This is a genomic window from Spongiibacter pelagi (assembly GCF_014705705.1).
GTDB lineage: Bacteria > Pseudomonadota > Gammaproteobacteria > Pseudomonadales > Spongiibacteraceae > Spongiibacter > Spongiibacter pelagi.
The window spans coordinates 291210-314768 of sequence record NZ_JACXLD010000002.1 but is presented as its reverse complement, the minus strand read 5'-3'; the positions used below and the strand labels follow the sequence as shown (position 1 = coordinate 314768).

Here is a 23559-nt window from a genome sequence, read left to right as displayed (position 1 = left end):
AGAGCTAAATCTAACACCCTAAAAAGACAAAGGCCTGACAAATCAACGAATTACGATTTATCAGGCTCTGTAAATCGCCACGCAACCGGTATAGATACCGGTTTTGATCAGATCAAACAATCGAATGAGGGACACACCGTTCATTTCCACTACTCAGGTTTGGCATAGAGCTGGTGAGATTCGTAAATACGCGGAATGCATTTAGCCAGCCCACACCCTTACCTTCTCATAGACAAAATCCATGGGCAAACGCTCTTGTTCTAAACGCGCACTGCCATAATCACCATTGCGCAGCATTCTAAAAAGCATCAGTTCGCTCTCAGTCAGCGCAACGGGCTCTCTTATTACCGACTCTGGCTCGTCAACCATCCTATCTCGGTAGGCCTTAACGGTCTCCGTGTCCATCATCAGCGGGATAACTGTACTCAACTTGCTGCGAACATCGCTGAGTATGGCAAGCCCTTCAGAATCGATATCGCCCCAATAGGCAACTCGTTTATTGGCAAGCCAATTTACCCTCATCCATGAAACGTTCTTGCCTCCTCCCGACACAGCGATAGTGTCAGGAATATTATCGAGAGACAGGCACGACTGCTCATTCTCAATCACAAGAATATTTTTAGCAGGCAAATCGAACTGCAATAATGTTTCAGAAGACATCCGTAACAATGGCAGTCCTCCGAGGGCATCTGCAGCGCTTTTACACAATGGCTTTACTAACAACCAATCTTTTGGCTTATTCCTGCAATCCAGCCAACTCAATAGACCCATTTCCTTTGCAGAACTGTCAAGGATGGCTGCGGTAACTGACTCAATAAGCTTCAGATTCTTCTCTATGTATTTTGTATCGACAAATATGACAGGAAGCGCCCTTAAATAACTTCCGCGCCCCATGCCCTTGTGAAGCTGGGGAATAAGTTTAACCAGCAATTCCAACTCTAATTTACTAAAGCCGGATAAGATTTCCAGATTCGCAACTAGTGTGGAGAACAATTCACGTTCATAGATTGATCTGATTGGGTGTACAGTGCGCTTAGCAAGTTCTATGGAGAGTGAATCAAAGATATATGAAATTCTGGACTGCCAGCCTTTAAGCTGCTGCTCTTCCGCATCACCAAGCATTCGAGCAAGCGAGCTGATATCAGGTATTGTCAAATAGGTTGGAACCTGCTGCTCAGAAATCGATCTAAATATTACCGTTTCCCAACGGACGTTAACTTGCATAGACTCATATTCAGCCTGTTCACAAAACGACTTCCAGGAATCCACAAACTCCTGGAAATGACTGATATTATTCAGGGCTGCATTTCCTTTTGGCGGCTTCAAAGATATCTGTAACGGAAATTCTGTGTTACCAGCAAGCAAGCTCTTTAAGGTCTTAGTATTCTTCCAATACTTAGCGCGCAAAAGTTCAACGGCATCTTGCTGGATAACCCCCCATGCTGGCCTGCTATTTTCTTCAGACATCACTGGGCTCAACTTCTGTGTTTCCCAGCTCCTTCAGCTCGATTTCACCCGCTATTTCCTTTAACCGGGCTGATTGCTTCTGCTTGGCCATGCGCTGATCTATTTCCTCCCATGTGACTTCGCACAAATGACTTTCATGGAGCGCCGGGTCACGCTCAGCAATGAGTAGCGATCGTGCAGACTCCCTTGCCAGGTTGAGATTTTTATAAGGCGTATTCAAATTAACGTGTATATGCAATTCCTTGAAGACTCGAAGAACTCGACGACTTACAGCTTCGGCAGTATTAGAAAACGCCTCATCCAGAAACACCGTACAGTAAATTGGCCTGTCGTATCCATCGGGTGTTAATACATAAGCAAGACTGGCCGCGACAATAGTGCCAGCAAATGACTCCTTCTCACCACCTGATTTTCCACTGCTTGATTCAAGCACATCTCGAACTTCAAGCGTCTGCGAGTCAATCTCTTCAGCAAAAAATGACATTTGATAACGCGGGTCCAGAAGCCTCTTGCTTTCTTCATTGGTGGATGTGCCCGGCGCACTCGCCTTATTAAGAATATCAACCACGTCAGATAACAGCCTGAATCGAGCTTCATGGTCATCGCTCGTTGCGTGGCTCAGTGCACTTCTGACTTTTCGCTCAAATTCCAGCACATGTGGATATTTTTCACGCTTGGAACCCAGCCTTAAATGGCTTCCTTGTTTAAATTCAGTGCGTTTCAAAACACGATTGATCGTATCTATTCTTTCTAAAATATCTTCTCTTTCAGATTCAAGCTTTGTCTTGATGCGTGCCAATGATTGAGTGGCATGCTTGTTCAAACGCTCTTTAAACTGATCGATTAGCTCCGGAAGCCCTTCCGTCTCAATATAGGTATAGTGCTCCAGATAATATTGAAGCCCTTCGAGCCCTGTAGGCCAGTCAACTGTGATAGGTTGCCACTTATCCTTTCCTCGGAACGACCCCATTATCCCGTTTGCGACATTCTCGGCTGTGCTCTTAGCGGTGCGTATCTTGTCTAATTCGCCATCAATAGCTTTTTCAAAGTCCGCTTGTCGATGGGCATCCTCTAATCGGATATCGCCCACCCTGGATTGAAGCACTTGCCTGACTTCATCGGTCATTCCGGCTGCGGCTAGCTGCTGAAATTTGTCCAGCTGTTCTTGAGCATGGGATTTATCGTTCCCTAGCGACCCTTTCTTCGTTAAAAGCTGGCCCTTGCTTTCCTGAATTTTTTGTAGATGGTCTTTAGCGGCATCCCATCGGCTTCTAGCCACTTCAAGATCACCACCCGATTTTTCCAGTGCATTCAAATCAGCTTTGACGCTTTCCAAGCGCCTTTGCCAGTAGGGTGCATTGATCTGTTCCCATGTGTATGCGCTCAGGCGTTCCCAAAGTTTCTCCTGATCAGAGATCTTCTGGAGTTCATCTAGTGATTTTCTATCCCTCTCTTTTAGCTCAGCACACACTTGCTCCAATTCATTCTTGTCATTGTGAAGAATGGCTAACCGTGATTTATTGGAAAAGCCAAGGTACCAGTCTCTCCTGTTGTCAATTCTGGTCTGGTCCTTTTTCTCAAACCGCCCTTTTTCCTTATGCACCAAACCCTCTTTGGTCATGGAAAAAGGAGTAGCATCCAATTCGTCTGTTCCGGCAACACACTGTAAGTCATATTTGCTCAGGTGCTTTTTAAGCCAATCCCGATAGGCGTGCTCTTTCCAGACAAGCTTGCGAAGAAACCCTTTTTCAGAGAATTCCACGTAGTCACTTTGATTTCCCAAAACAACCTGGACACGAACATGCAACCCCGTATGCCGAACATTTAACCAACGCGTCACCATGGAATAGCTTCTTTGGGGTACTAGCAACGTCAGCTTTAACCCTCCCAGAGCTCGCTCAATCGCGCCTTGCCAAGATCTCTCTTCCTCCTTCACATCCAAAAGCTCGCCGATAAAAACCAAGTCATCCGCTGGCAGGTTCAACGAATCGACGATTTGATCTCGCAGTTTCTGATAGTCTTTATGAATATTAGAATTGGGTCTCGCTTCTATTTCTCGAATGTCATTTTCAATTTCTTTGACAGTGTTTTTATTCCTACTCAGCTCGGCACGAACTTCTGCAAAGGATTCCAGCCCCTGATTTTTTAACTGTTCTAAGTTTTCAGCTTGCCCATCAGCCAATGTTTTATTAGCGAGAAAGGCTGACTCAGTAAGATCTGTACTTAATCCAAGGTTTTGACAATCGCGCTGATAGTTTGATGATTGCCGTATAACGCCTTCGAGGCTTTCCTGAGCATGCTTGATATCCTTCTTAAGCGACTCAACTTTATCGCCTCCGACATTAAGATATTCTTCATGTCTCTTCTCAAGGGATGACTGGGCATCACTTTCGTCAATTTCTACGCTGCGAATTTCCCTTGATATTGAATCTAGCGCTTTGCCTATGTCTTCTAGCTTTTCTGCCCAAAGAATTGAAAGCGCCTCACCAAAGTAGGTCGACAGGTTACTTTTTTCCAGCAGGAGTGAATCCAGGGACTTGGTGGCCTTTGCGATGGACTCGGCCAGCTCAGGCAACCTGCTTAAATGACTGTACTGCTCTTTCGCATCAACCAGCTGTTCATGTATTGCCACGAGGTCGGCAAATTCCTCAACAACATTTTTCGCCTCCTCCTTTACACCACTTGGTTCAAGCACTAACTCACGAATTAATTTGGTCAGATCATCAATCTTCTTTAGGCCAAGCGCTCGCGACAACAATGCAGGGGCGTTCTTGTTGTCCATATAAAGATGCTTTCGATATAGCTCCTGATAATCTGAGAAATTGCTATCGCAATCTGTTATGGCAGGATCGTCCCGTAACCACTGTTTGAGTTGCCTCGTATTACCTTCACCAAAAGCATCGAGAAGTTCCTTAAGTTGAAGACTTCGCTTGGCGACAAGATATACACGCTTTACTTCACTCAGTGTATTTGTAGCGCTTGTAGTCCAGAAAAGCGCCGCCAAAGTGATACAAGAACCATCGTCAGCTCGATAAAGCGCTCTCAGGCCGGTAACAACGCCTTTTTCCCGCTTGCTTTTTACTCGGGTTGATGCCCCATCATGAGCCGAACCAAAGCTTCCGCGCATATAAGACAGGAGAGAACGGTCGGAGCGATCACCTTGTGCTGCAGCAACATTGAATGTTGCTTTACCTGCCGGTAAAAGAAGCGCCATCAATCCATCAATAAACGTCGACTTGCCGGCGCCATTGTCTCCCGTTACCAATGTTCCTTCTGGGTCAATAGCTGCGGTATGTAATCCATGAAAAGACCCCCAGTTAAACACTGACAGTTCAGACAATCTTATTTGCCCCTGAGAAAACAAATCATTTCTGGAGATTGGGTTACCGGTCTCATTAGTAGAAGGCTGAGAGGCGTTTTCGAATAAATCAGTAGTCATTTCTGATCGCTCCCCGCAAGATCGGTTTCGTTGAGCTGCTCTTGGGCGAGCGCAGTGTATTCAGCCAACATTGTCTCTAAAAAACCGGCATTCACTACATAACGAATGATGGGAGTGATTTCGTATCGATCTTCTTCGCCTCTGATCGTCGACAGGACTTTCCGCTTAACCATCTCTTTTACTCTGACCAGCAGCTTTTTTCGATCTTTTGACGCGTGATCCGTTATTGGCAGGAAGGGCGTTAAATAGGATTCCAGGCGTTCGATATCAATCGTGATCTTTTGCTCTCCCGCCGACTCTCGATCCTTATAATGCTTTCTTAATACCAGTAGTATCAATGTATCAAGCAGGGAAAGGGTACGCTTCGGGATCAAGGTGGCTGACTCGTCAGCATCTGTCACTTCATCTTCCAGCCCATCATCTTCAACATCGCCAACATGCTCTGAGGCAATACTGGCCACAAATGCCACGCCAGACTTCTGATCAAGTACTAGCTGGAGGTAAACTTCAGATAGATGCTTACGTATTGCCAATTCATAGCGACAAAGCTGTTCAAATAGTTTCGGTTTTTGTGATGCCATAACGGAACCCTGCCGCATCAGATGAACCAAAATTCGCCGGGCATCATGTGGCATATCTGAATCACCGGATCTGACGCTCTCCGTTATTAGCCCTAGCCCGTCACTTTCCACTGACTGATCTTTGAAGCCTTCATTCGGAGCTTTTGAAGTTTGATCATCTGAAGCATGAGAGTCACCCGCTACCAGGCTGTTTCCTTCATCACCTTTGGTATGTAGCTCTTGATCGGAATTACCTGTCACCATCGAGAAGAAGCTATTGGGTGGCGTGTGGTTCGTCATTGGCTTTTCCTTGGCTACCCGCTAGAGGGCAAGCTCATCAATATCTTCTGGAAATAATTCGGCAGTTAATAGATAGGTGGGTATAGACGCCTTCAGCGTAATACCCTGCTTATCTACTACGATCACGTCCTCTTTTTCATCTAACATGGTCGCATCTACCGCTTTTGCTACTCGCAAATACGCAACCAGCTCTTCCAGCCCTGAGGTCAACGGGTTTTCGTCAGCCAGCCTAGCGATCGACATCGGGCCACGTTCTCTAAGGGTATTAAGAACCTGATAGGCCACTTGCCTCACCTGAACAGCATCGAGACAGTCAAGCACGTGAGCACTTGGCTCTCTTCTATTGGCGTTTTCTTCAACGCCGGATGTATCGAGCTTGTCGTCCGGGCTTCTCAATTTCATCGATTCAGGGGATTTGATCTCTATAGGGCCTACAGGAAGACTAAGCCCCGTTTCCGTTGTCAAATCCAAGCCTTCATCACGCAACAATACGGCTTGTCTCTCCAGCTTTGAAAGCAACCTATCAACCGCCTGATTTTCGGCGGCAGCGCCGCTTTCTATATAGGAACGCAGGCCCTCTTCAGTACGCCGCCTGACACGAAAGACTCTTTCGCTCTCGCGGCTCAACTCACGCATCAGGTGACTAAGAAACTGATGTTGACTACCGGATAACTGCTGACCTACAGGTCTACTCAGAATGCTACGGAGCTGCTCACGAAACTCCATCGAGCGGTTTTGATCACACAGCAACTGAAAAAAACCCTCAAACGCACTTCCTGCGTCAGTAGTGGAAAGCAATGCCTCTCTTTCCATTACGGATAGCAACACATCACCACGAGAGATATCACCCTCAATAATCTTCACTCTAAACTCTTTATCTAAAACTCTGATTTCATCTTCTACACGGCGAAAATCACCCGTCAGCACAGAAGCCAGTTGATAGATCTCTCGGATGCGCTCTCTTTGCTCTGATTCACTTAGAACTGGGACGATCCCCGCTTGAAGCGCCTCGATTTCGCGCTGAATCTCTGCCTTTTTGCTTTCGAGCAAAGTCACCCTTTCATCAACATTAGGGCTAATTGCAACCGCTAAATCACGAACAGCTTCTTGAACAATACGCAAATGTGAGGCAGTGGTGCCGGAATTGCGTTCATCGAGACCTTTACAGAATCTAAGCGCTATTTCACTCGCGTCAGTTTTAGTCAGAGAATCATCCATTTCTCGCAACCAGCCATTCTTAATCCATTGATTCAGATAGGTGGCTGCGGAGGTCTCGGTCGGCCAAATGCCGAGCTCGCGGCTGCGCTCAATCTCGGCATCCAACAAGATTCGGGCTCGACCGTAGGGAACTTCACTTTCTTCCGAAAAGAGATCCGCAATGAACGCAAGGATATAAGGCGCATTATCGACTTTTAACAACTTCCAAGCTGCGCTCTCGACAAATAGCCGCCGGTACTTGGCTTGCAATCCCTGGAAGTTCAATCCCTTTCCCTCATACAAATCTCTCTTTACAGCCTATGGACTCTGATTACCAAACAGCCGCTACGATCAAGAAAGACCCTATCATCATCATTTTGATTATGTCAATGAATACAATTGACACACACCTTGCGTAAATATTACGATCCAGTCTCGTTTCTGAGTACAAACATGCCCGCTATCGGTGAGTGCAGGTTTCAGGGCCCACAAGCTCCAGTCAAAAAAAGAGCATGGCCGTCTCATCAGGCATGTGGAAAGCCCGGCAACTAGAGGTAGTAATTTGAATAACTGCACCCCAACCAAACTTGAAGACATCAGCCAAGCGCAACAAGAGAGGCTATTCCACATAGACTTCAAACTACGTTTTCTAGGGGCGGTTAACAGAAATGATTTAGTCAGTCGGTTTGGCATCAAAGCAGCAGCAGCCACTCGGGATATTGCACTATACAAAGAGCTGGCTTCTCACAATCTTACCTACGACACGAAAGCTAAAACCTATATCGGAACAAACCAGTTTCAACCCCTGTTTCATTGCCAGGAAAGCCAGGCGCTATCTGCTTTGTGCTACGGACTAGGAGATGATCATGTTGCAGGGAGTAGTTCTTTAATTACGGCTGAGTCACCAACACAACTAAATCTTCCCAACCTGGGTGTCCTGGCTGAGATCACCAAGGCTATTCACCAAAAGAAGGCGATGGAAATAAACTACCGCTCACTGTCCAGCGGTTTAACCCAGCGAGAGATTGTTCCCTTTGCGCTGGTAGATAACGGCCTTCGCTGGCATATGCGTGCTTACGATCGCAAACGTAGTCGGTTCACCGACTTTGTGATTAATCGCATTGCCAGTCCGAAATTACTCAGTACCGAAATAACAAAGTCAGAAACCAAAGAAAGTGATATCCAGTGGAACCGTATTGTCGAGATGCACATCGTTCCGCACCCAAACCTTCAGCACCCAGACACGATAGAGACCGAGTACTGCATGACAAACGGGATGCTGAAAATACTGGTACGGGCAGCTGTCGCAGGATATGTGTTAAGGCATTGGAATATTGACTGCTCACCCAGCCATGATTTGCAGGGCCCTGAGTTTCATTTGTGGCTTAAAAACACACCCACCCTCTACGGCGTGGAAAATCTAGCAATTGCACCAGGCTATAAGCCCTCCAGCTAGTGGGCATACAGCCAATGTGCGACCACCTGACTATCGAACAATCTAAATCCCGAGGGCAGCGCCAAGGGGTGACGATTCACAGAAACCTATATGTAACAATGCGTTATGAAGATTATGTTTAATCTTTACTTACATTTTCCGCTACAACTATGGGTACTTCCCTAAAAACTACGGCTGCAAAGTAATGCTCAGTACTCAGAGTTCGCCGGAGCTACCCAGATCGGCGAACTCCAAGCCCGCTCTTGAATTGTTTTGCGATGCTCCGCACTACAACAAGCGGCAAACTCGGGTGCCACATTCTCGGGATCGGCACAATCCACCCCGGCTTTAATGCATAATTGCTGACTCCAACGACAGCTAGGCTGCTCAAGGACGCGCGCGTAGTAATAATTATTGGATTGCGGATCAAAGCTTGGGTCCTGCCAACGCACACAAAGCTGCTGACGCCCCCCACCAGACAATACGCATTGATCTGGATTAATCTCCCGTAAGGGTTCTTGGGCAATATCAATAACCTGCTCTGAGCGCTGCCCTTGTGCATCAACACTGCCTTTGATGATTTGAATACGCTGCAAACTTTGCGCCCCTGACTCTGGGTCTACCGCAGCGGCAACACTAAATACCGGCCCGGCAATATCAGCATCACCCAGTACTAATTCGCTCCCCATAGGCACACCATACTGGTAACCCGACTGGGCATAATCACTGGACGAGCAAATGTCCTCAGGCAAATCTGCACCAGCAAAAAATCGCAGCGTCATCCGCGACCCACTGGTGGCATAAACCTCTCGATTGCGCAGCGAATTAAAAATCGCCTCGCGAGAATTTTCCTCAGCCCAGACTGCCGCCAAGCCGCCTGGATTGTATTCCAAGTCATCGGGCAGCCCTTGTTGCTCGCCCTCTTCCGCCGGCGCACCCGCACCGCCATGACCGGGGAAGTTGGATTCCGATACCGCACCCGGCGCGCCCAAATGCGTATCGGTGCTAGCAATCATGCCCAAGGCGAAGGGGTTTACACCTAAGTCCGATTCAATCTGTAAGCCTTGACCTAGCACATCGCGCACATAGCCCGCTTCGGGTTTAGCCGCTTCACTTAAGGCAGGCAGGATCTTGCCGAGAAATTTATCTTTAAAGCGGGCATAAGATAATTGCTCAAAACTGCACAACTCATCCTCGCTATTGAGTGGCCCGTAGTAACATTCCGAGCTGCCCTTGTGCTGCATTACCTCAACCAAGCGCTCCAGCCGGGCTCGCTGCTGCGCGGTATCGCGATCAAGCGGGCTGCCATCTTCGCGAGTGCTTAAAAACATAAAGCCATCACTCAAATTGGAGTTATGGGGAATTACAAGCACATCGCAATCACCGTCTGCGTCGGTACACTGCTCATCCAAACGCTGCCACAACTGCTCTGCCGAAGGCGCATCGATAAAGGAGGTCGGTAAGCGCGGCACTTGTTCATTAGCAAAAATAATATTGCGGTGCAGATTGCCCAAATTCTCCGAGGCCCCTGTCCACTCATAAGCCACAAAACTGGTAAATTCGCAGGACTCTGTATCATTGGCTTGGGCTGCCGCCTGCTGGATATCCAACCACGGGCCTGCGCTGGCCTCGCGACAATACTGGCCCTCTTCGCCACAGAATCCCAGACGTTTAGTCATGGCCGCCGTAGTATTAAAAAGAAAGAACGCCCCTCTCGGCCAAGATCGATAAAAACGACATTGCCAACTGGTATAGCCAATTTCAGCAGGCGATTGGCAAATGTGAACCTCACCCAATAATTCCGCATGATCGGTGACTGCGGCGAAATCCAAAGGGCGATTTAATTGCAAATGACGCAGCGCGGTGCCATCGGCACGCCAAGGTTGAATACCTATTTCAGCACCTTTGGCAAAGGCGTAAGCCTGCTGTGGTGTAGTGCGGGTATTTTGGGTACTGGCATCGAGGGAATAGCGCGTATGAACATGAAGGTCGCCGAATAAAACCTGTTTATTGGCTTGGTAGTTCTGACAACGGTCGTTCGATTCCTGATTTGAGGTGTTTTTACTTTCAGTTGCTAGAACGAGCTGAGCGGACGCACTTAACAAAAGTAAAATCGCCACTCTGGCGATGAGTAAATTCACGAAACGCCCCCTACTTGGATTTATTTGGGGGCATTATAAGGAGAAAATCTTGCGAGTAAGTGCCGCAGGGCGGCACCTCATCTATTTGCAGCAGATTGGCAACACAAAACGCAGGAGGTTTTATTCACCATAGCGCGTTTTCATATCCGCAAACCAAGCCTGTAAGCGAGGGCAGCTATCTGGAATTTGCCGACGCCCCGCCCAGCCCGCAAAGCCGAGGGTCACGTACAAATCAATATCCGCCTGCGTTAGCTTATTACCCACCAGAAAATCCCTGTCCTGAAGCTCCTTATCCATATTGGCAAAGAAGGCATCCAAACGCAGATTGCCGCGAGTGATCAACTCCGGCAGTTGCGGCATATTAATTGGCCCCGGCATTCCACGGTCTTTAAATGCGGGATTACCATTGCGGAAAATCTCCGCCACCGCGGTCAGCCCTTGCATAAACAGGCGGTGGCACCAGCTCATGACTTTCGCACGCTCTACTCCCGGCTCCCCAAACAGGGCGTTTTCAGGATAGGTATCTTCAAGATAACTGAGAATACCGATAACCTCGGTCAACGCAGTGCCATCATCCAATACCAGCAATGGCACGGTCATATCCGGATTAATCTTGCCGAAGTCTCCCACTAGGTGCTCACCTTTGAGCAAATCCACTTGAATGGTTTCTACCTCAATGCCCTTGTGTTTAAGGTGTAGTAACACCCGACGCGGATTGGGTGCAAAATCATAGCTGTAGAGTTTCATTGGCATACTCCCCTTTGATGGTTATTGTTGTACAAATTCGTTTTTTAAACCTAAAACCAATTTCGGCGACGACTATTCAGTTTCGGTTCAGACACAACTGGCTACGATCTTATCTGAACTAAAGGGAACCTTAACTGAACAAAAAGGAACCGAAATGAGCCCTGCAGAAGGTCGACCATTTTCATATAATCGTCACCTATTAGAATTAACTGTAGATAAACTCACAGACAACACCGTGCTCCAGTGACAACTATGCCTAAATTCTTAAAAATTTTCCCGCTTATTGTCTTGCTTATTTCAAGCCATCAAGTGCTGATGGCAAACCCCTTGCTCAATGGCCTAAATCGCTCACTGGAAAATTCCGGGCTAGAGAACCGTTTTAATGCCAGCCCGGCAGCACCATCTATAAGTGCTCGCGAAGCCGTTGGTATTGCCGAACGGCGCTATGGTGGACGCGCGGTGGGTGCCCGTGAAATTAACACGCCCAATGGCCCAGCATATCGAGTTCGTATTCTTCAGGATGATGGCAAAATTAAAAATGTCATCATCGATGGCTAAAGCACTCTCTTCGCAGCAATAGGAAAATAAAAATGCGTGTACTGATTGTAGAAGATGAAGCGCTACTGCTGGATAAATTGAAATCAGAATTCAGCCGTGAAGGTTTTGCTTGCGACACCTGCGAAGACGGCGAAGAAGCCTTATTTCTAGGCCGTGAAACACCTTATGACCTCGCCGTGGTCGATATCGGTCTACCCGGTATTGATGGCATTACCGTGATTAAACGCTGGCGGGAAGAAGGCATTAAATTTCCCGTTTTGATTCTTACTGCCCGCGGATTATGGCAAGACAAAGTCGCCGGACTGGAGGCTGGAGCCGATGACTACGTCGCCAAGCCCTTTCAAATTGAAGAGGTGCTAGCCCGTGCCAATGCACTGATCCGCCGCTCCGCGGGCTTTGCCAGCCCCAAGCTACAGTTGGGCCCGCTCAGTCTAGACACGGGCGCCAAAAAAGCCGTGGTCGATGGTCGCACGCTGGAACTCACCGCCTTCGAATACAATGCATTGGAATATCTGGCTATGCGTACCGGCCAAGTCGTATCCAAAACCGAACTTACCGAACACCTCTACGATCAAGACTTTGATCGAGACAGCAATGTTATTGAGGTTTTTATTGCTCGCCTACGCAAGAAGCTCGATCCCGACAACTCCCTAAAACCCATCTCCACACTTCGCGGCCGTGGCTACCGCTTTGAGCTGAACGAAGGTTAGCCATTGATGGCAAAACGGCCCAGCTCCATCAGTCGGCGGCTTTTTACCGCAACCTTGCTGTCCATGCCTATTCTGCTGGCAATAACCGGCTTTGCCATTGAACGCGCTTTTTACAGTAGTTTGCTCAACGCCGAGCAGGATCGCCTGCAACTGCAATTTTTTGGTTTATTGGGAGCAATGGAGTGGCGAGAGGGCCGAATTGAAATGGCCGACCGCCTTAAAGAGCCTCGTTTCTGGCAATTCCGGTCTGGCCTTTATGGCGAGATTCACAATGACGGCAAGTCAGTTTGGCGATCCCTGTCTGCGGACACTGTCGATCTCTCAGCTAGCCTACCCAACCCAGCTCCCGGCCAAGCTCTGTTTGGACAAACCCATTTAGATAAAAACGCTTTTTTTTATTATCGGTTTTTAGCTATATGGGAAACCGAAGACGGTAAAGAAATACCACTACTTATTTCCTTATACGCCCAGCGAGACACCTTTCAGTCAGAACTAAACCATTTTCGCCGAGAGCTCGGATTATGGTTAACACTGGTATTAATTTTCTCGGTGCTGCTGAGTAGCTTTTTACTGTACTGGGGGCTTAAACCTTTACGCGGTTTAGCCAAAGATCTAGTGCGACTGGAGCGCGGTGAAAGTCAGCGCTTAGAAAACAGTTACCCTCGGGAATTATCCAGCCTGACAAAAAACCTAAACCGACTGCTGGAAACTGAGCAGCGACAACGCGAACGCTATCGAAATACCTTGGGCGATCTCGCCCACAGTCTTAAAACTCCACTCGCCGTTCTTAAGACTAACGCCGACGATTCCAATGTACGCCAGCAGCAAGTTGAGCGTATGGAAAACATCATCACCTATCAGCTTAATCGCGCGGTCAGCACCGGCCCTCACGCTCTACAACAAGGCACCGCCTTGTATCCGCTGTTACAGAGTCTCACAAATAGTTTGCTCAAGGTTTACCATCAAAAAGACTTGGCGATTGAACTCGCCCTCGCCACTGATTTTAAAGCCGCCGCGGATGAGCAGGACTTATTTGAAGTGTTCGGCAATGTGCTGGATAACGCCTGCAAGGCATGTCAGAAAAACATCCGCATCTCCAGCGAGGACAACTGGATTTTTATCGATGACGATGGCCCTGGCATCAGTGAGGAACAGGCCGAGAAATTATTGGATCGAGGACGACGCGGCGATCAATACGGACAGGGACAGGGTTTGGGACTGTCAATTGTTAGGGAAGTGATAGACAGCTATCAGGGCCAATTGAAAATATCAAAATCAAAACTAGGTGGCTGCCGGATAGCCATACGCTTTAAAGCTGCAGCCACCTAAACTCCAAGCGGTTTACTACCTGCTACAGCGGCTTATTAAAGCTACTTATTGCAACGAGTTACTACTAACTAGCTCGTACTACTTGGCCAACATTTTTACATCAACGTAAACATCTGTTGAGTACATTTCACCCGTAGTGCTGCTCAACACGTCTTTGTCACGAATCGCAAGTTCGAAGCGCTGCGAATCGACACCTTCACGCAACAAGAAGTTTTTGATGCTTGCCAATCGCAGATCAATAAGTTCGTCAGAGGCTCGGTCACTTGTGCCTTTCAGATACCGAATCCGCACGTGAATCTCACGGCTGCCTTTGAGAAAGCTCGCCAATTTACGCAACACGGGCACCGCATTCACTTTTAATTCTGCGCTAGCTTGCTCGAACTCCACCCCATTAAGTGGCAGGGCGTGATCTAAACTAATATGACAACCCCAGAAGAACGCAACCGCATCTGTCGGGGTATCGGGGCAGTAATCTTTTTCATCACAAACACCATCGTGATCAGTGTCTGTACACGACAAAGACTTACTTGTAGGCAACATAATCGTGGTGACTTCAGGTGTAATCAGCGCACCTTCAATATCGGTATTTTGCAGGAAGTCCATGACTAACTGACCATCATTACCATCGAGCAAGACTTGGCTCGGGTCAGTTGTATTGCTGTCGCTTCCATCTAATGGCGCGCCTAATAAAAGAATATCCTGACCGGAATTAAAGCCATCAAAAGAACCACCGAAGACACTGCCCACATCCGTCAAGCCTGCATCGGCTGGTGCACCCAACACCGAGCCACCCGCACTAGGAGCGGTAAATGGGCCGCCCAAGCTGCCGTCGATAATACCCGCAGGGATAACCTGGGCATTGGCAGACTGCATCTGCATGCAAAGCAGCATTGAAATTGCGGCTAACCCAGCTCGTTTTAACATGAAGACCGCACTGAAATTGACATCATTCTTATAAACATCGCAAAGAAGTCCTCTCTCATAGGAGAGTGGCATAAACCACAAGGTATTTCAAAGCAAACGCACACAGCGCTGAAACAAAAAAGCCAACCTTTTCAGGTTGGCTTTAAGCTGTAAAACGCTTAATTAATGGCGGGATTAAACGCCTGCGGCATCAGCCAGTGGCGCCAAAACCATGTCCAGAGGGGTACCAGTTGGGCCACCGCTAGAGTCGCCGCCAGCAGCGAGGATGATTACCAGAACAGAATCCAGAGGCGTACCGGTAGGACCACCTGCAGAATCACCTGAACCACCCGCAGCATCCATTAGTGGAGCTAAAAGCATGTCCAGTGGAGTGCCAGTGGGGCCAGTTGAACCACCTGAACCGCCAGCAGCGTCCATCAGCGGAGCAAGCAGCATATCCAGAGGCGTACCAGTGGGGCCAGTTGAACCACCTGAACCTGCACCACCTGCGGCATCAGCCAGAGGCGCAAGTACCGCATCCAGTGGTGTGCCAGTGGGACCAGCTGAACCGCCTGAACCTGCACCACCTGCCGCATCAGCCAGAGGCGCAAGTACCGCATCCAGTGGTGTGCCAGTTGGGCCAGTTGAACCGCCCGAACCTGAACCACCCGCTGCTTCCATCAAAGGAGCAAGAATCATATCCAGAGGCGTACCAGTTGGGCCTGCACCGGTGCCACCTTCAGAACCACCAGCCGCATCCATCAACGGAGCAAGTACCGCATCCAGAGGGGTGCCTGTTGGGCCAGTTGAAGCGCCGCCGCCAGTAGAACCGCTACCAGAACCACCAAAGATCATCGCTAGGCCATCGGCCAGTGGATCTTTAAGTGGGTTGTTTTCACCGATTGGGCCAGCAAGTTGGGCAATCACAGGAGACAATGGATCGTCTTGACCCAGAACCGCCATCAGATTCAAATACAGATCAGTAATTGCTAGCTGTAGAGAAGAAGTCACACCCAGCAGAGTAACTGGAGTGCCTTCTGGATTTGAAATCAGGCCGTCAACAACATCGGTCACTGCATCAGTCACACCATCGTGACCAGCAACGTCGTTCAGCAGTTCATCAACAGCATCGGTCAACAGCAGCAGGCTTTCTGGGCCAAAAGAGCTGCCACCGCCTGAACCTGAACCACCCGCAGCTTCCATCAGAGGAGCGAGTAACATATCCAGAGGGGTGCCAGTTGGGCCAGTTGAACCACCTGAACCTGAACCACCTGCAGCATCAGCCAGAGGAGCGAGAAGCGCGTCCAGTGGCGTGCCAGTTGGGCCAGTTGAGCCGCCTGAACCTGCACCACCTGCCGCATCAGCCAGAGGAGCGAGAACTGCATCCAGAGGCGTGCCAGTTGGGCCAGTTGAACCACCTGAACCACCAGCCGCGTCCATTAATGGAGCAAGCGCAGCATCCAGAGGCGTACCAGTTGGGCCACCCGCAGAATCACCGCCGGCACCAGCCAGAGCACCATCTACGGTAGTCAGAACACCAACAACGGGCTCAAGCGGAGTGCCGCCAAGTGCGTCAGCCAGTGGGTCGATTAGGGGTTGCAGCGGGCCGGAGACCGCAATTGTAGAAGCAGAGGCCAAAGCCACTGCCAATAATTTTTGTTTGAAACGCGTTTTCACAGCATGTCCTCCAGACGGATTGTTATAAAAGTCCGGGTTAGCCCAGATCTAATGTTTTTATTTCCCAGTCCTGATAATACGTAATAGTACGCATTGCGGAAAGAGGAGCGTATCACAGTTTAAATTTCTTTCTAACCATTTTTGTCTAGCTGCACGAAATCTTTTCCACTATGTCACCCAATACACCTTTCGTGCATTTTCAGCCTTCTATAGCAAGTACTTAAAATAAGACATTTATCTAACTGAAAAATAAAAACCCCGCTTTAGTTGCGGGGTTTTAATGACACTTTGATGAACAAATCTAGAGTATGAGTCAGCCTAGAAAACACACTTCAGGCTGATTTTCGATGAAGGGCTGCGAGAAGCTCTGCCTCTGATGGAGAAATACCGCATTGTTTGGCCAGCTGTGAAAGCTCCGCACCCTGTTCCAATAACGCGATTGCGGAATGATATTGACGCTCATCTAGGCGAGACTTATCTGACTGTGCTCGATTACCAACCATCTCCAAGTATTCTTCAAGAGCAAGAATGCGCTCGCCCATCAGGCTAATGGCCGTATTTTGCCAATCCAAGCGCTGCTGCAATGCGGCTACGGTTTGCTCCAAGCTCAAAGGCGCTTTTTTTTCAGCTCCGGCGTTACCTCTGTTTTTGTTAATGGCCGCCTGCTTTCTGCCTGATTGACGCTGTACCCACGGAATAACAATGCGACGTTGATGAATACTGAATAACAGCACCGCCACACCACTTAATACAACCAAGCCACCGATAAGCTCGTGAGTTTGAAGCTGAGTAAGACTGGCAGAAATTTGATTAAGCCATTGGTTAATATCCATTACCGTCTCCTGATGTATTCAATAGCGCTGCATTGATCTAGGAAAAACAATCTAGGCCGCAACCCAGTCACGCAAACGACTTTGTAAACGTACAATCGCCTGGCTGTGAATCTGGCAGACCCGCGATTCACTAACTTCCAACACTTCGCCGATTTCCTTAAGGTTAAGGCCATTGTCGTAGTACAAGGCCATCACCAATTTTTCTCGCTCGGGCAAGCCATCAATCTGCTCTGCCAAGGCGGACTGAAATCCCTCCTCCATTACCGCCTCAGCCGGAGTTGCGCTCTCCTCATCGGTAATATCCAGGGTCTCTTCGCCATCTTCACCAAAGTGATCCAAGCTAAATAAGCGAACCGAGCTGGTGTCTTGTAACAAACGATGATATTCGTCCAGCGAAATGCCCATTTCAGCCGCGATTTCATTGCCGTGAGCTTCTCGCCCTACGCGGCTTTCAATGCGGCGAACGGCATCGCCCATATCACGCAGGCCTTTACTGACAGATCGAGGTGCCCAACCATCATGGCGGAGCTGATCCAGCATAGCGCCGCGAATACGAATCGAAGCAAAAGTCTCAAAACTTGCGCCTTGGCCAGCTCTGTAGTTACTCCCAGCCTCTAGCAAACCAATCATTCCAGCTTGAATCAGATCATCCACTTCAACTGAAGCCGGCAATCTGGACACCATATGGTAGGCAATACGCTTTACCAATCCGGCATGCTGGTGAACTAGCTGCTCACGGCTACCGTGCTGAACATCGAGATATGCGTTGTGATGGCTCAAACAGCAGCTCCCATTGCTGAATTTGCAGAAACAACTCGGTCGACAAAAAACTCTACGCCGCCTTTAGCGCCAACCGGCAACGGCCATTTCTCAACGGTTTCCGCCAGTGTACGAAAGGCCAGCGAGGCATTCGCCCCCGGATACAACTCCGACACCGCCTTTTGTGCATGATCTGCTTTGATCAACAAAGGATCTCGAGGGATAAAACCGGTGTATTCCAAATTAACATCGAGAAAACGCTGCGCCACTTCTTGCAGGCGCTTAAACCCGTCCACCGCCTGCTCGCGGGTTTCCACCATATTGCGCAGAATCTTGAAATGCCGAATCCCGGCATCGCGGTGCATCACTTTAATCAAGGCATACGCATCAGCCATCGAAGTTAAATCATCGGTGACCACGACTAGCACGTAATGACTAGCGGCACTAAAGGTCACCACGCTATCCGCAATACCTGCGGCGGTATCTACAATCATGGTGTCGTAATCCGCACTTAGTGCACTCATGGCATTTACAATCGCCACGTTTTGATCAGCGCCCAAATCCGCCATTTTTTTAATACCGGAAGCCGCCGGAATAATATCAATACCGTTTGGCCCCTTGATCAGAATATCGTCGATACCACACTGGCCATCGAGCACATGGGCCAAATTCCACTTGGGGCGCAGGCCCAGCATAATATCCACGTTAGCCAAGCCAAGGTCGGCATCCATCAGCAAAACACGCTGGCCTTTTCTCGCTAATTGGCAGGCGAGATTCACCGACACATTGGTTTTGCCCACGCCACCCTTACCACTGGTAACGGCGATAACTTTTACCGGCTTGCTCATATATCGCTCTTCTCTCTTTCTTAAGGCTCTTACGCTATCGTGCAAATCAAACTTGGCTCAACTCAACAAAAGGCATTAAAGCTGCCGCTGGCTTTGGAGGTTGTCTCTTTAGATTGAGAAACCTCAAAGGGCCGCGCCATTTTTATGGCCAGATTGACCAACTTCTCTGCATTTGCAGAGGACAAATTATTAGGGACTTTAGGGCCATTACTGCACCACACTACGGGTAGGCGGTGTTGAATCAAATTGGACAAAGACGCGCCCAAGCGCATAGTTTCGTCTAGTCGGCTTAATACTGCGCCACTGGGTGACAGCGCGCTGTAGGCATTGATGATTTCACTTTGCACATAGGCTTCGCTATCGGACGGCAATACCAAAAAGCGATTTACGCCGGGCAATTGTCCGAGCAGATTTTCAAGCTCAGTAAGGCCCGCCTTGTCACGAAAAGACAAGCCAGTGGTATCCACTAACACCAGTGATTTGTTCTGCAGTAAGCGGAAGGTTTTTGCCGCCTCTTCATTACTGGCTGCGCTATACACAGGAATTTGTAGGATATTGCCATAGGCCCGCAATTGCTCTTGGGCGCCTACGCGATGCATATCCGCCGTTAAAATAGCAATATCATCGCGGCCGTGACGCATCACATGCTGGGTGGCTATTTTCGCAATAGTGGTGGTTTTACCTGCCCCTTGAGGGCCGACAAAGGCAATCGCGCCACGGCTGGGCGGCGTCATAATCGGCAATTTATTAATTAGTAACGCCTTCAACATTTCACGCTGCAAGCGAATATCTTCTTGCTCTGGAATTTCCTTAGCAATATTTCTGGCAACTGCAGGGTCGAGATCGATCGCTTCCATAAACCGGTTTAATTCGCGCTGAGCCGGCTGCTTCTGTGAAGCCTGATGCCAATCCTGTTCTTTTAATTGCCCCAACAGCATCGACTTCATAGCGGCTAATTCTTGTTTCATCGCCAGCAATTCTTGATCCTGTGACCAAGCTAGTTGAGGCGTTTGACGCTCAACTGCATTATCCGAACGCGCGTCGTCACCCATCTGCTGCTTTAACTGAGCGCGAATCGCATTGGCTTTTTGTTCGCCGCCTTTAGCTGCAGCTGAAGAAATACTGTCCGCCTGAGCCTCGTGTTCGCGAGCCTCATTCATGTGAGCTTTAAAGCTAGCTTGGGAATTGGGAAGTTCGAGCGGCGCTGTGCTGATTTCATCGAGGCTTACCACCACCTCCACACCACCGGGCACGTTATAACAGTCGAGGATTGCCACATCGGAGCCGTGGGCACGGCGGATCATTCGCATGGCTTGATCGCTGTTTGCCGCTCGGTATTTCTTTACATTCATCGTTCGCTCCTGTGACAAACCGCGTCACACCCTCTAATTCAATAAGTGCTGCTGTCCTATGGTGGCAAGTAGTTGTACTTGCTTGCTCTCAGGTATTTCGTTGTAAGACAGCACATTCAAATTTGGCACACTGCGGCGAGTAAACCGTGAAACCCACGCACGTATTGCCGGGGAGACCAAAACCACCGCCGGTTGACCGGCAATTTCTTGGCGCTGAGTAAATTCGGCTAGCTGGGTTTGCAGTCTTTCTGCAATGCCCGGCTCTAAACCGACCGCGCCATTGGCTCCTCGAAGCATATCCTGCAACATCTGTTCCAACTCTGGGTCTAGTGCCGAAACAGGGATTTCGTCCGCTAAGCCATTGATTTCCTGAACAATCATGCGTCCCAACGCGACCCGAACCCCTTCCAATAATTCGTCAGGGTTCTTGGTTCTTGGCGCTTGCTCCGCCAAAGATTCGGCGATCATGCGGATACTACGTATCGAGATGTTTTCCTTCAGCAGGTTTTGCAGAACCCGAACCACCACGCTGAGTGGCAATTGCTGTGGCACCAGTGACTCAACCAATTTGGGATCGGTTTGTTTGAGACGATCCAGCAATTGCTGTACTTCTTCATGGCCTAGCAGTTCGTGAGCATGTTGTTTTACAACTTGGCTCAGATGAGTGGCGATAACGGTACAAGCATCAACCACGGTGTAGCCCAGCGTTTGCGCGTAGTCACGCTGACTGGAATCAATCCACACCGCTTCCATACCAAATGCGGGGTCACGGGTCACAATGCCGGGTAGGTCACCCTGAACACCGCCGGGATTAATCGCCAAATCTTTGCCAGACTGAATATCGCCTTGGGCAATGGTGTCGCCCAGTAATTGAATGCGGTAGCTGGAAGGAGGCAATTCCAAATTATCGCGGATATGAACGGGCTGAATAAGAAAGCCTAAATCCTTAGACATTTTCTTGCGCACGCCGGTAATGCGACCAATCAATTCACCGCCCTGATTGCGATCCACTAGTGGAATCAAGCGATAGCCCACTTCCAAACTCACCACATCCATGGGCGTCACTTCTTCCCAATTCAGCTCAGTGGGTTCGTGATTTGCCGCCAGCATGGGCGCCGCTTCATCATCTTCTTCAACAATTTCAGGATGATTGCGCAGGCGCTGTTGAATCATCCAGCCGATACCGGCACAGCTACCACCGAGCAGCAAGAAAACCAAATTGGGCATACCGGGAATGACCCCGATCAAGCACAAAATCGCAGCGGTTAGGTACAGCACCTGAGGGTTGCCAAACATTTGTCCGGAAACTTGCTGGCCCATATTTTCTGAGCGAGAAATGCGGGTCACGATAATCGCGACAGCGGTAGACAACAGCAATGAAGGCAATTGGGCAACCAGACCATCACCAATGGTCAGCAGCGTGTAGTTATGCATGGCTTGAGCAAAGCTCAGTCCGTGCTGACCAATGCCCACACCGAGGCCGCCCAGCACGTTGATAAACAGAATAAGAATACCGGCCACGGCATCGCCGCGAACAAACTTACTGGCACCGTCCATAGAGCCGTAAAAGTCGGCCTCGGTGCGCACTTCTTCACGGCGCTTGGCAGCCTGTTCTTGGGTCAACAGACCGGCGTTCAAATCGGAGTCAATCGCCATTTGCTTACCGGGCATCGCATCCAATGTGAAACGTGCGGTTACTTCAGAAACCCGGCCAGCACCCTTGGTAACCACCACAAAGTTGATAACAACCAGAATGATGAAAACCACAATACCGACCACATAGTTACCGCCGATAACAAATTCACCAAAGGACTCAATCACCTTACCCGCCGCACCGGGGCCGGTGTGACCTTCCAGCAATACCACACGGGTTGAGGCCACGTTTAGCGACAAACGCAGCAAAGTGGTCAATAGCAGCACGGTTGGAAAGACCGAGAAATCAATAGGGCGTTCGATATAAACCACCGCCAAAATCACCACCAATGACAGGGTGATATTGAAGGTAAACAGCAGGTCAAGCACGAAGGGGGGCAGCGGCACAACCAGCATGGCCAAACAGGCAATCAGCAGAATAAGTACGCCCGCCCCACTGCTACTGAGGTTGCGAGTCCATGCGGGCAATGTAATGCTCTGTGCTGCCATGAATGTCTCTCTTAGCCGGAATTACCCGGTCTACAACAAATTTTTCAGATAAATATCATCAATTTCGGGCTGAGGCTGTTGTGGATAATCCCCACCCATGGTCTGCCAGCTACGCAACTGATAAACATAGGTCAGAATTTGAGCTACCGCCAAATACAGGCCACCGGGAATTTCCCGATCCAAATCTACGCTAGCGTACACCGCACGAGCCAGTCGTGGAGACTCCACAATGGTCACGCCGTTTTCACCCGCCACTTCACGAATTTTAAAAGCCAGTACGTCCGCGCCTTTTGCCACCAGCGTTGGTGCACGCATCCGCGCCTCATCGTATTTCAGCGCTACCGCAAAGTGAGTTGGGTTGGTGATAACCACATCAGCGGTAGGAATTTTTTCCATCATGCGACGGTTAGCCGCTGCTTGTTGCATCTCGCGCAACTTGGCTTTTACTTCAGGACGGCCATCAGACTCCTTGGCCTCATCCTTCAGCTCTTGCTTGGTCATGCGCAATTCTTTTTTGTAATTCCAAATCTGCCAAGGCACGTCTAAGGCTGCAATGACCACCAGCGGCAAACTGATATAAAAGAAAAACCACGCCAGCAAAGAGGCGCTACTCACTATCGCCTCAACCGGGTCCTGCAAACCCAGCGCCAGAATATCTTCAGCCATTAATTTCAGCAGTAGCCAGGCGGCAAAGCCGATAAAGCTCATTTTCAGAATCGACTTGGCCAGTTCACCCAAACTACGCAGGGAAAACAGTTTAGCCACGCCTTTGATGGGGTCGAGTCGATCCAGCTTTACGCTGAGATTAAAAGTCCAACCACCCAATACGGTATTGGCAATTATCGCCGCCAAAATAGCGACTAACAGAATCGGCCACATGGAGATAATGCCCGCCACCAGCAGCTCATAAAACTTACCGGGCAACTCCGCCGTTTGGGTCGAAACAATATATTCCGCAGAGAAATTGTGAACCATCATGGCTTCAGTTTGCTGAGCAAGCTGACCGCCAAAAGACAATAAGGCCAAGGCACCGGACACAGTTACCGCCATGGTCGCCAATTCTTTGGAGCGCGGTACCTGACCTTTCTTTCGGGCATCCTCCAGTTTCTTGGCGGATGCCTCTTCAGTGCGTTCTTGTCCGTCTTCGTTCTCAGCCACAGTG

General features: G+C 49.2%; 18 protein-coding genes. 4 read left to right on the top strand and 14 right to left on the bottom strand.

Annotated elements, in window-relative coordinates; all coding sequences use genetic code 11:
- Positions 1-201: 201 nt before the first annotated feature.
- From IB286_RS05510 to IB286_RS05495, 4 genes are read right to left on the bottom strand one after another with little or no spacing between them, the layout of a single operon-like run.
- Positions 202-1467: a Wadjet anti-phage system protein JetD domain-containing protein gene (locus IB286_RS05510; RefSeq protein WP_190763304.1), complete on the bottom strand. Its 1266-nt coding sequence runs from the start codon at positions 1465-1467 to the stop codon at positions 202-204.
- Positions 1460-4906 carry an ATP-binding protein gene (locus IB286_RS05505; RefSeq protein ID WP_190763302.1) on the bottom strand — a complete coding sequence of 1149 codons (3447 nt, stop codon included), beginning with the start codon at positions 4904-4906 and terminating at the stop codon, positions 1460-1462. Before IB286_RS05505 ends, IB286_RS05510 begins: the two co-directional genes overlap by 8 nt.
- On the bottom strand, positions 4903-5766 hold the full coding sequence (locus IB286_RS05500) for a DUF4194 domain-containing protein (protein WP_223826134.1): 864 nt from the start codon (positions 5764-5766) through the stop codon (positions 4903-4905). Before IB286_RS05500 ends, IB286_RS05505 begins: the two co-directional genes overlap by 4 nt.
- Positions 5767-5787: 21 nt before the next feature.
- Entirely contained in the window at positions 5788-7248 is a 1461-nt protein-coding gene (locus IB286_RS05495) for a DUF3375 domain-containing protein (protein ID WP_190763300.1), read from the bottom strand.
- A 277-nt stretch (positions 7249-7525) separates the two neighbouring features.
- On the opposite strand from IB286_RS05495, the gene IB286_RS05490 reads away from it, so the two are divergent.
- A complete protein-coding gene (locus IB286_RS05490) occupies positions 7526-8419 on the top strand; it encodes a WYL domain-containing protein (protein WP_190763298.1) in 894 nt (297 codons plus the stop codon).
- Positions 8420-8607: 188 nt separating this feature from the next.
- Here IB286_RS05490 and IB286_RS05485 read toward each other — a convergent pair whose 3' ends face one another.
- The gene (locus IB286_RS05485; RefSeq protein ID WP_317889709.1) at positions 8608-10539 is read right to left on the bottom strand and encodes a DUF3604 domain-containing protein; all 1932 of its coding nucleotides are present in this window, start codon (positions 10537-10539) and stop codon (positions 8608-8610) included.
- 120 nt (positions 10540-10659) lie between these two features.
- Positions 10660-11286: a glutathione S-transferase family protein gene (locus tag IB286_RS05480; RefSeq protein ID WP_190763296.1), complete on the bottom strand. Its 627-nt coding sequence runs from the start codon at positions 11284-11286 to the stop codon at positions 10660-10662.
- 252 nt (positions 11287-11538) lie between these two features.
- Between IB286_RS05480 and IB286_RS05475 the strand changes: the two genes are divergently transcribed.
- From IB286_RS05475 to IB286_RS05465, 3 genes are read left to right on the top strand one after another with little or no spacing between them, the layout of a single operon-like run.
- Entirely contained in the window at positions 11539-11844 is a 306-nt protein-coding gene (locus tag IB286_RS05475; protein WP_190763294.1) for a PepSY domain-containing protein, read from the top strand.
- Positions 11845-11876: 32 nt separating this feature from the next.
- On the top strand, positions 11877-12554 hold the full coding sequence (locus tag IB286_RS05470) for a response regulator transcription factor (RefSeq protein WP_190763292.1): 678 nt from the start codon (positions 11877-11879) through the stop codon (positions 12552-12554).
- Between the two features lie 6 nt (positions 12555-12560).
- Positions 12561-13883 (top strand): ATP-binding protein, encoded by a 1323-nt coding sequence (locus tag IB286_RS05465; protein WP_190763290.1) that lies wholly within the window; start codon positions 12561-12563, stop codon positions 13881-13883.
- A gap of 78 nt (positions 13884-13961) precedes the next feature.
- Here the strand turns inward: IB286_RS05465 and IB286_RS05460 are convergent, their stop codons facing one another.
- From IB286_RS05460 to flhB, 8 genes are all read right to left on the bottom strand, one after another.
- Positions 13962-14762, bottom strand: coding sequence for an OmpA family protein (locus tag IB286_RS05460; RefSeq protein WP_190763288.1), 801 nt, complete (start codon positions 14760-14762; stop codon positions 13962-13964).
- A gap of 219 nt (positions 14763-14981) precedes the next feature.
- Positions 14982-16463 (bottom strand): hypothetical protein, encoded by a 1482-nt coding sequence (locus IB286_RS05455; RefSeq protein WP_190763286.1) that lies wholly within the window; start codon positions 16461-16463, stop codon positions 14982-14984.
- 332 nt (positions 16464-16795) lie between these two features.
- Entirely contained in the window at positions 16796-17296 is a 501-nt protein-coding gene (locus IB286_RS05450; RefSeq protein ID WP_190763285.1) for a DUF2802 domain-containing protein, read from the bottom strand.
- Between the two features lie 51 nt (positions 17297-17347).
- Positions 17348-18076, bottom strand: a complete 729-nt coding sequence (locus tag IB286_RS05445; protein ID WP_190763283.1) for an RNA polymerase sigma factor FliA — start codon at positions 18074-18076, stop codon at positions 17348-17350.
- Positions 18073-18903, bottom strand: a complete 831-nt coding sequence (locus IB286_RS05440; protein ID WP_190763281.1) for a MinD/ParA family protein — start codon at positions 18901-18903, stop codon at positions 18073-18075. Before IB286_RS05440 ends, IB286_RS05445 begins: the two co-directional genes overlap by 4 nt.
- Before the next feature lie 62 nt (positions 18904-18965).
- Positions 18966-20255: a flagellar biosynthesis protein FlhF gene (flhF, locus tag IB286_RS05435; RefSeq protein WP_190763279.1), complete on the bottom strand. Its 1290-nt coding sequence runs from the start codon at positions 20253-20255 to the stop codon at positions 18966-18968.
- A 33-nt stretch (positions 20256-20288) separates the two neighbouring features.
- Complete coding sequence (gene flhA / locus IB286_RS05430) at positions 20289-22397, bottom strand: flagellar biosynthesis protein FlhA (RefSeq protein ID WP_190763278.1); 2109 nt, start codon at positions 22395-22397, stop codon at positions 20289-20291.
- 30 nt (positions 22398-22427) lie between these two features.
- Positions 22428-23555, bottom strand: a complete 1128-nt coding sequence (gene flhB / locus IB286_RS05425) for a flagellar biosynthesis protein FlhB (protein WP_190763276.1) — start codon at positions 23553-23555, stop codon at positions 22428-22430.
- Positions 23556-23559: the final 4 nt, after the last annotated feature.

Bases quoted from the DNA above. Each gene is read 5' to 3' on its own strand.
- flhF (WP_190763279.1), bottom strand. From the start codon at position 20,255: ATGAATGTAAAGAAATACCGAGCGGCAAACAGCGATCAAGCCATGCGA.
- IB286_RS05470 (WP_190763292.1), top strand. From the start codon at position 11,877: ATGCGTGTACTGATTGTAGAAGATGAAGCGCTACTGCTGGATAAATTG.
- IB286_RS05500 (WP_223826134.1), bottom strand. From the start codon at position 5,766: ATGACGAACCACACGCCACCCAATAGCTTCTTCTCGATGGTGACAGGT.
- flhA (WP_190763278.1), bottom strand. From the start codon at position 22,397: ATGGCAGCACAGAGCATTACATTGCCCGCATGGACTCGCAACCTCAGT.
- IB286_RS05505 (WP_190763302.1), bottom strand. From the start codon at position 4,906: ATGACTACTGATTTATTCGAAAACGCCTCTCAGCCTTCTACTAATGAG.
- IB286_RS05440 (WP_190763281.1), bottom strand. From the start codon at position 18,903: ATGAGCAAGCCGGTAAAAGTTATCGCCGTTACCAGTGGTAAGGGTGGC.
- IB286_RS05460 (WP_190763288.1), bottom strand. From the start codon at position 14,762: ATGCAGATGCAGTCTGCCAATGCCCAGGTTATCCCTGCGGGTATTATC.
- IB286_RS05465 (WP_190763290.1), top strand. From the start codon at position 12,561: ATGGCAAAACGGCCCAGCTCCATCAGTCGGCGGCTTTTTACCGCAACC.
- IB286_RS05510 (WP_190763304.1), bottom strand. From the start codon at position 1,467: ATGTCTGAAGAAAATAGCAGGCCAGCATGGGGGGTTATCCAGCAAGAT.
- IB286_RS05475 (WP_190763294.1), top strand. From the start codon at position 11,539: ATGCCTAAATTCTTAAAAATTTTCCCGCTTATTGTCTTGCTTATTTCA.
- IB286_RS05450 (WP_190763285.1), bottom strand. From the start codon at position 17,296: ATGGATATTAACCAATGGCTTAATCAAATTTCTGCCAGTCTTACTCAG.
- IB286_RS05480 (WP_190763296.1), bottom strand. From the start codon at position 11,286: ATGAAACTCTACAGCTATGATTTTGCACCCAATCCGCGTCGGGTGTTA.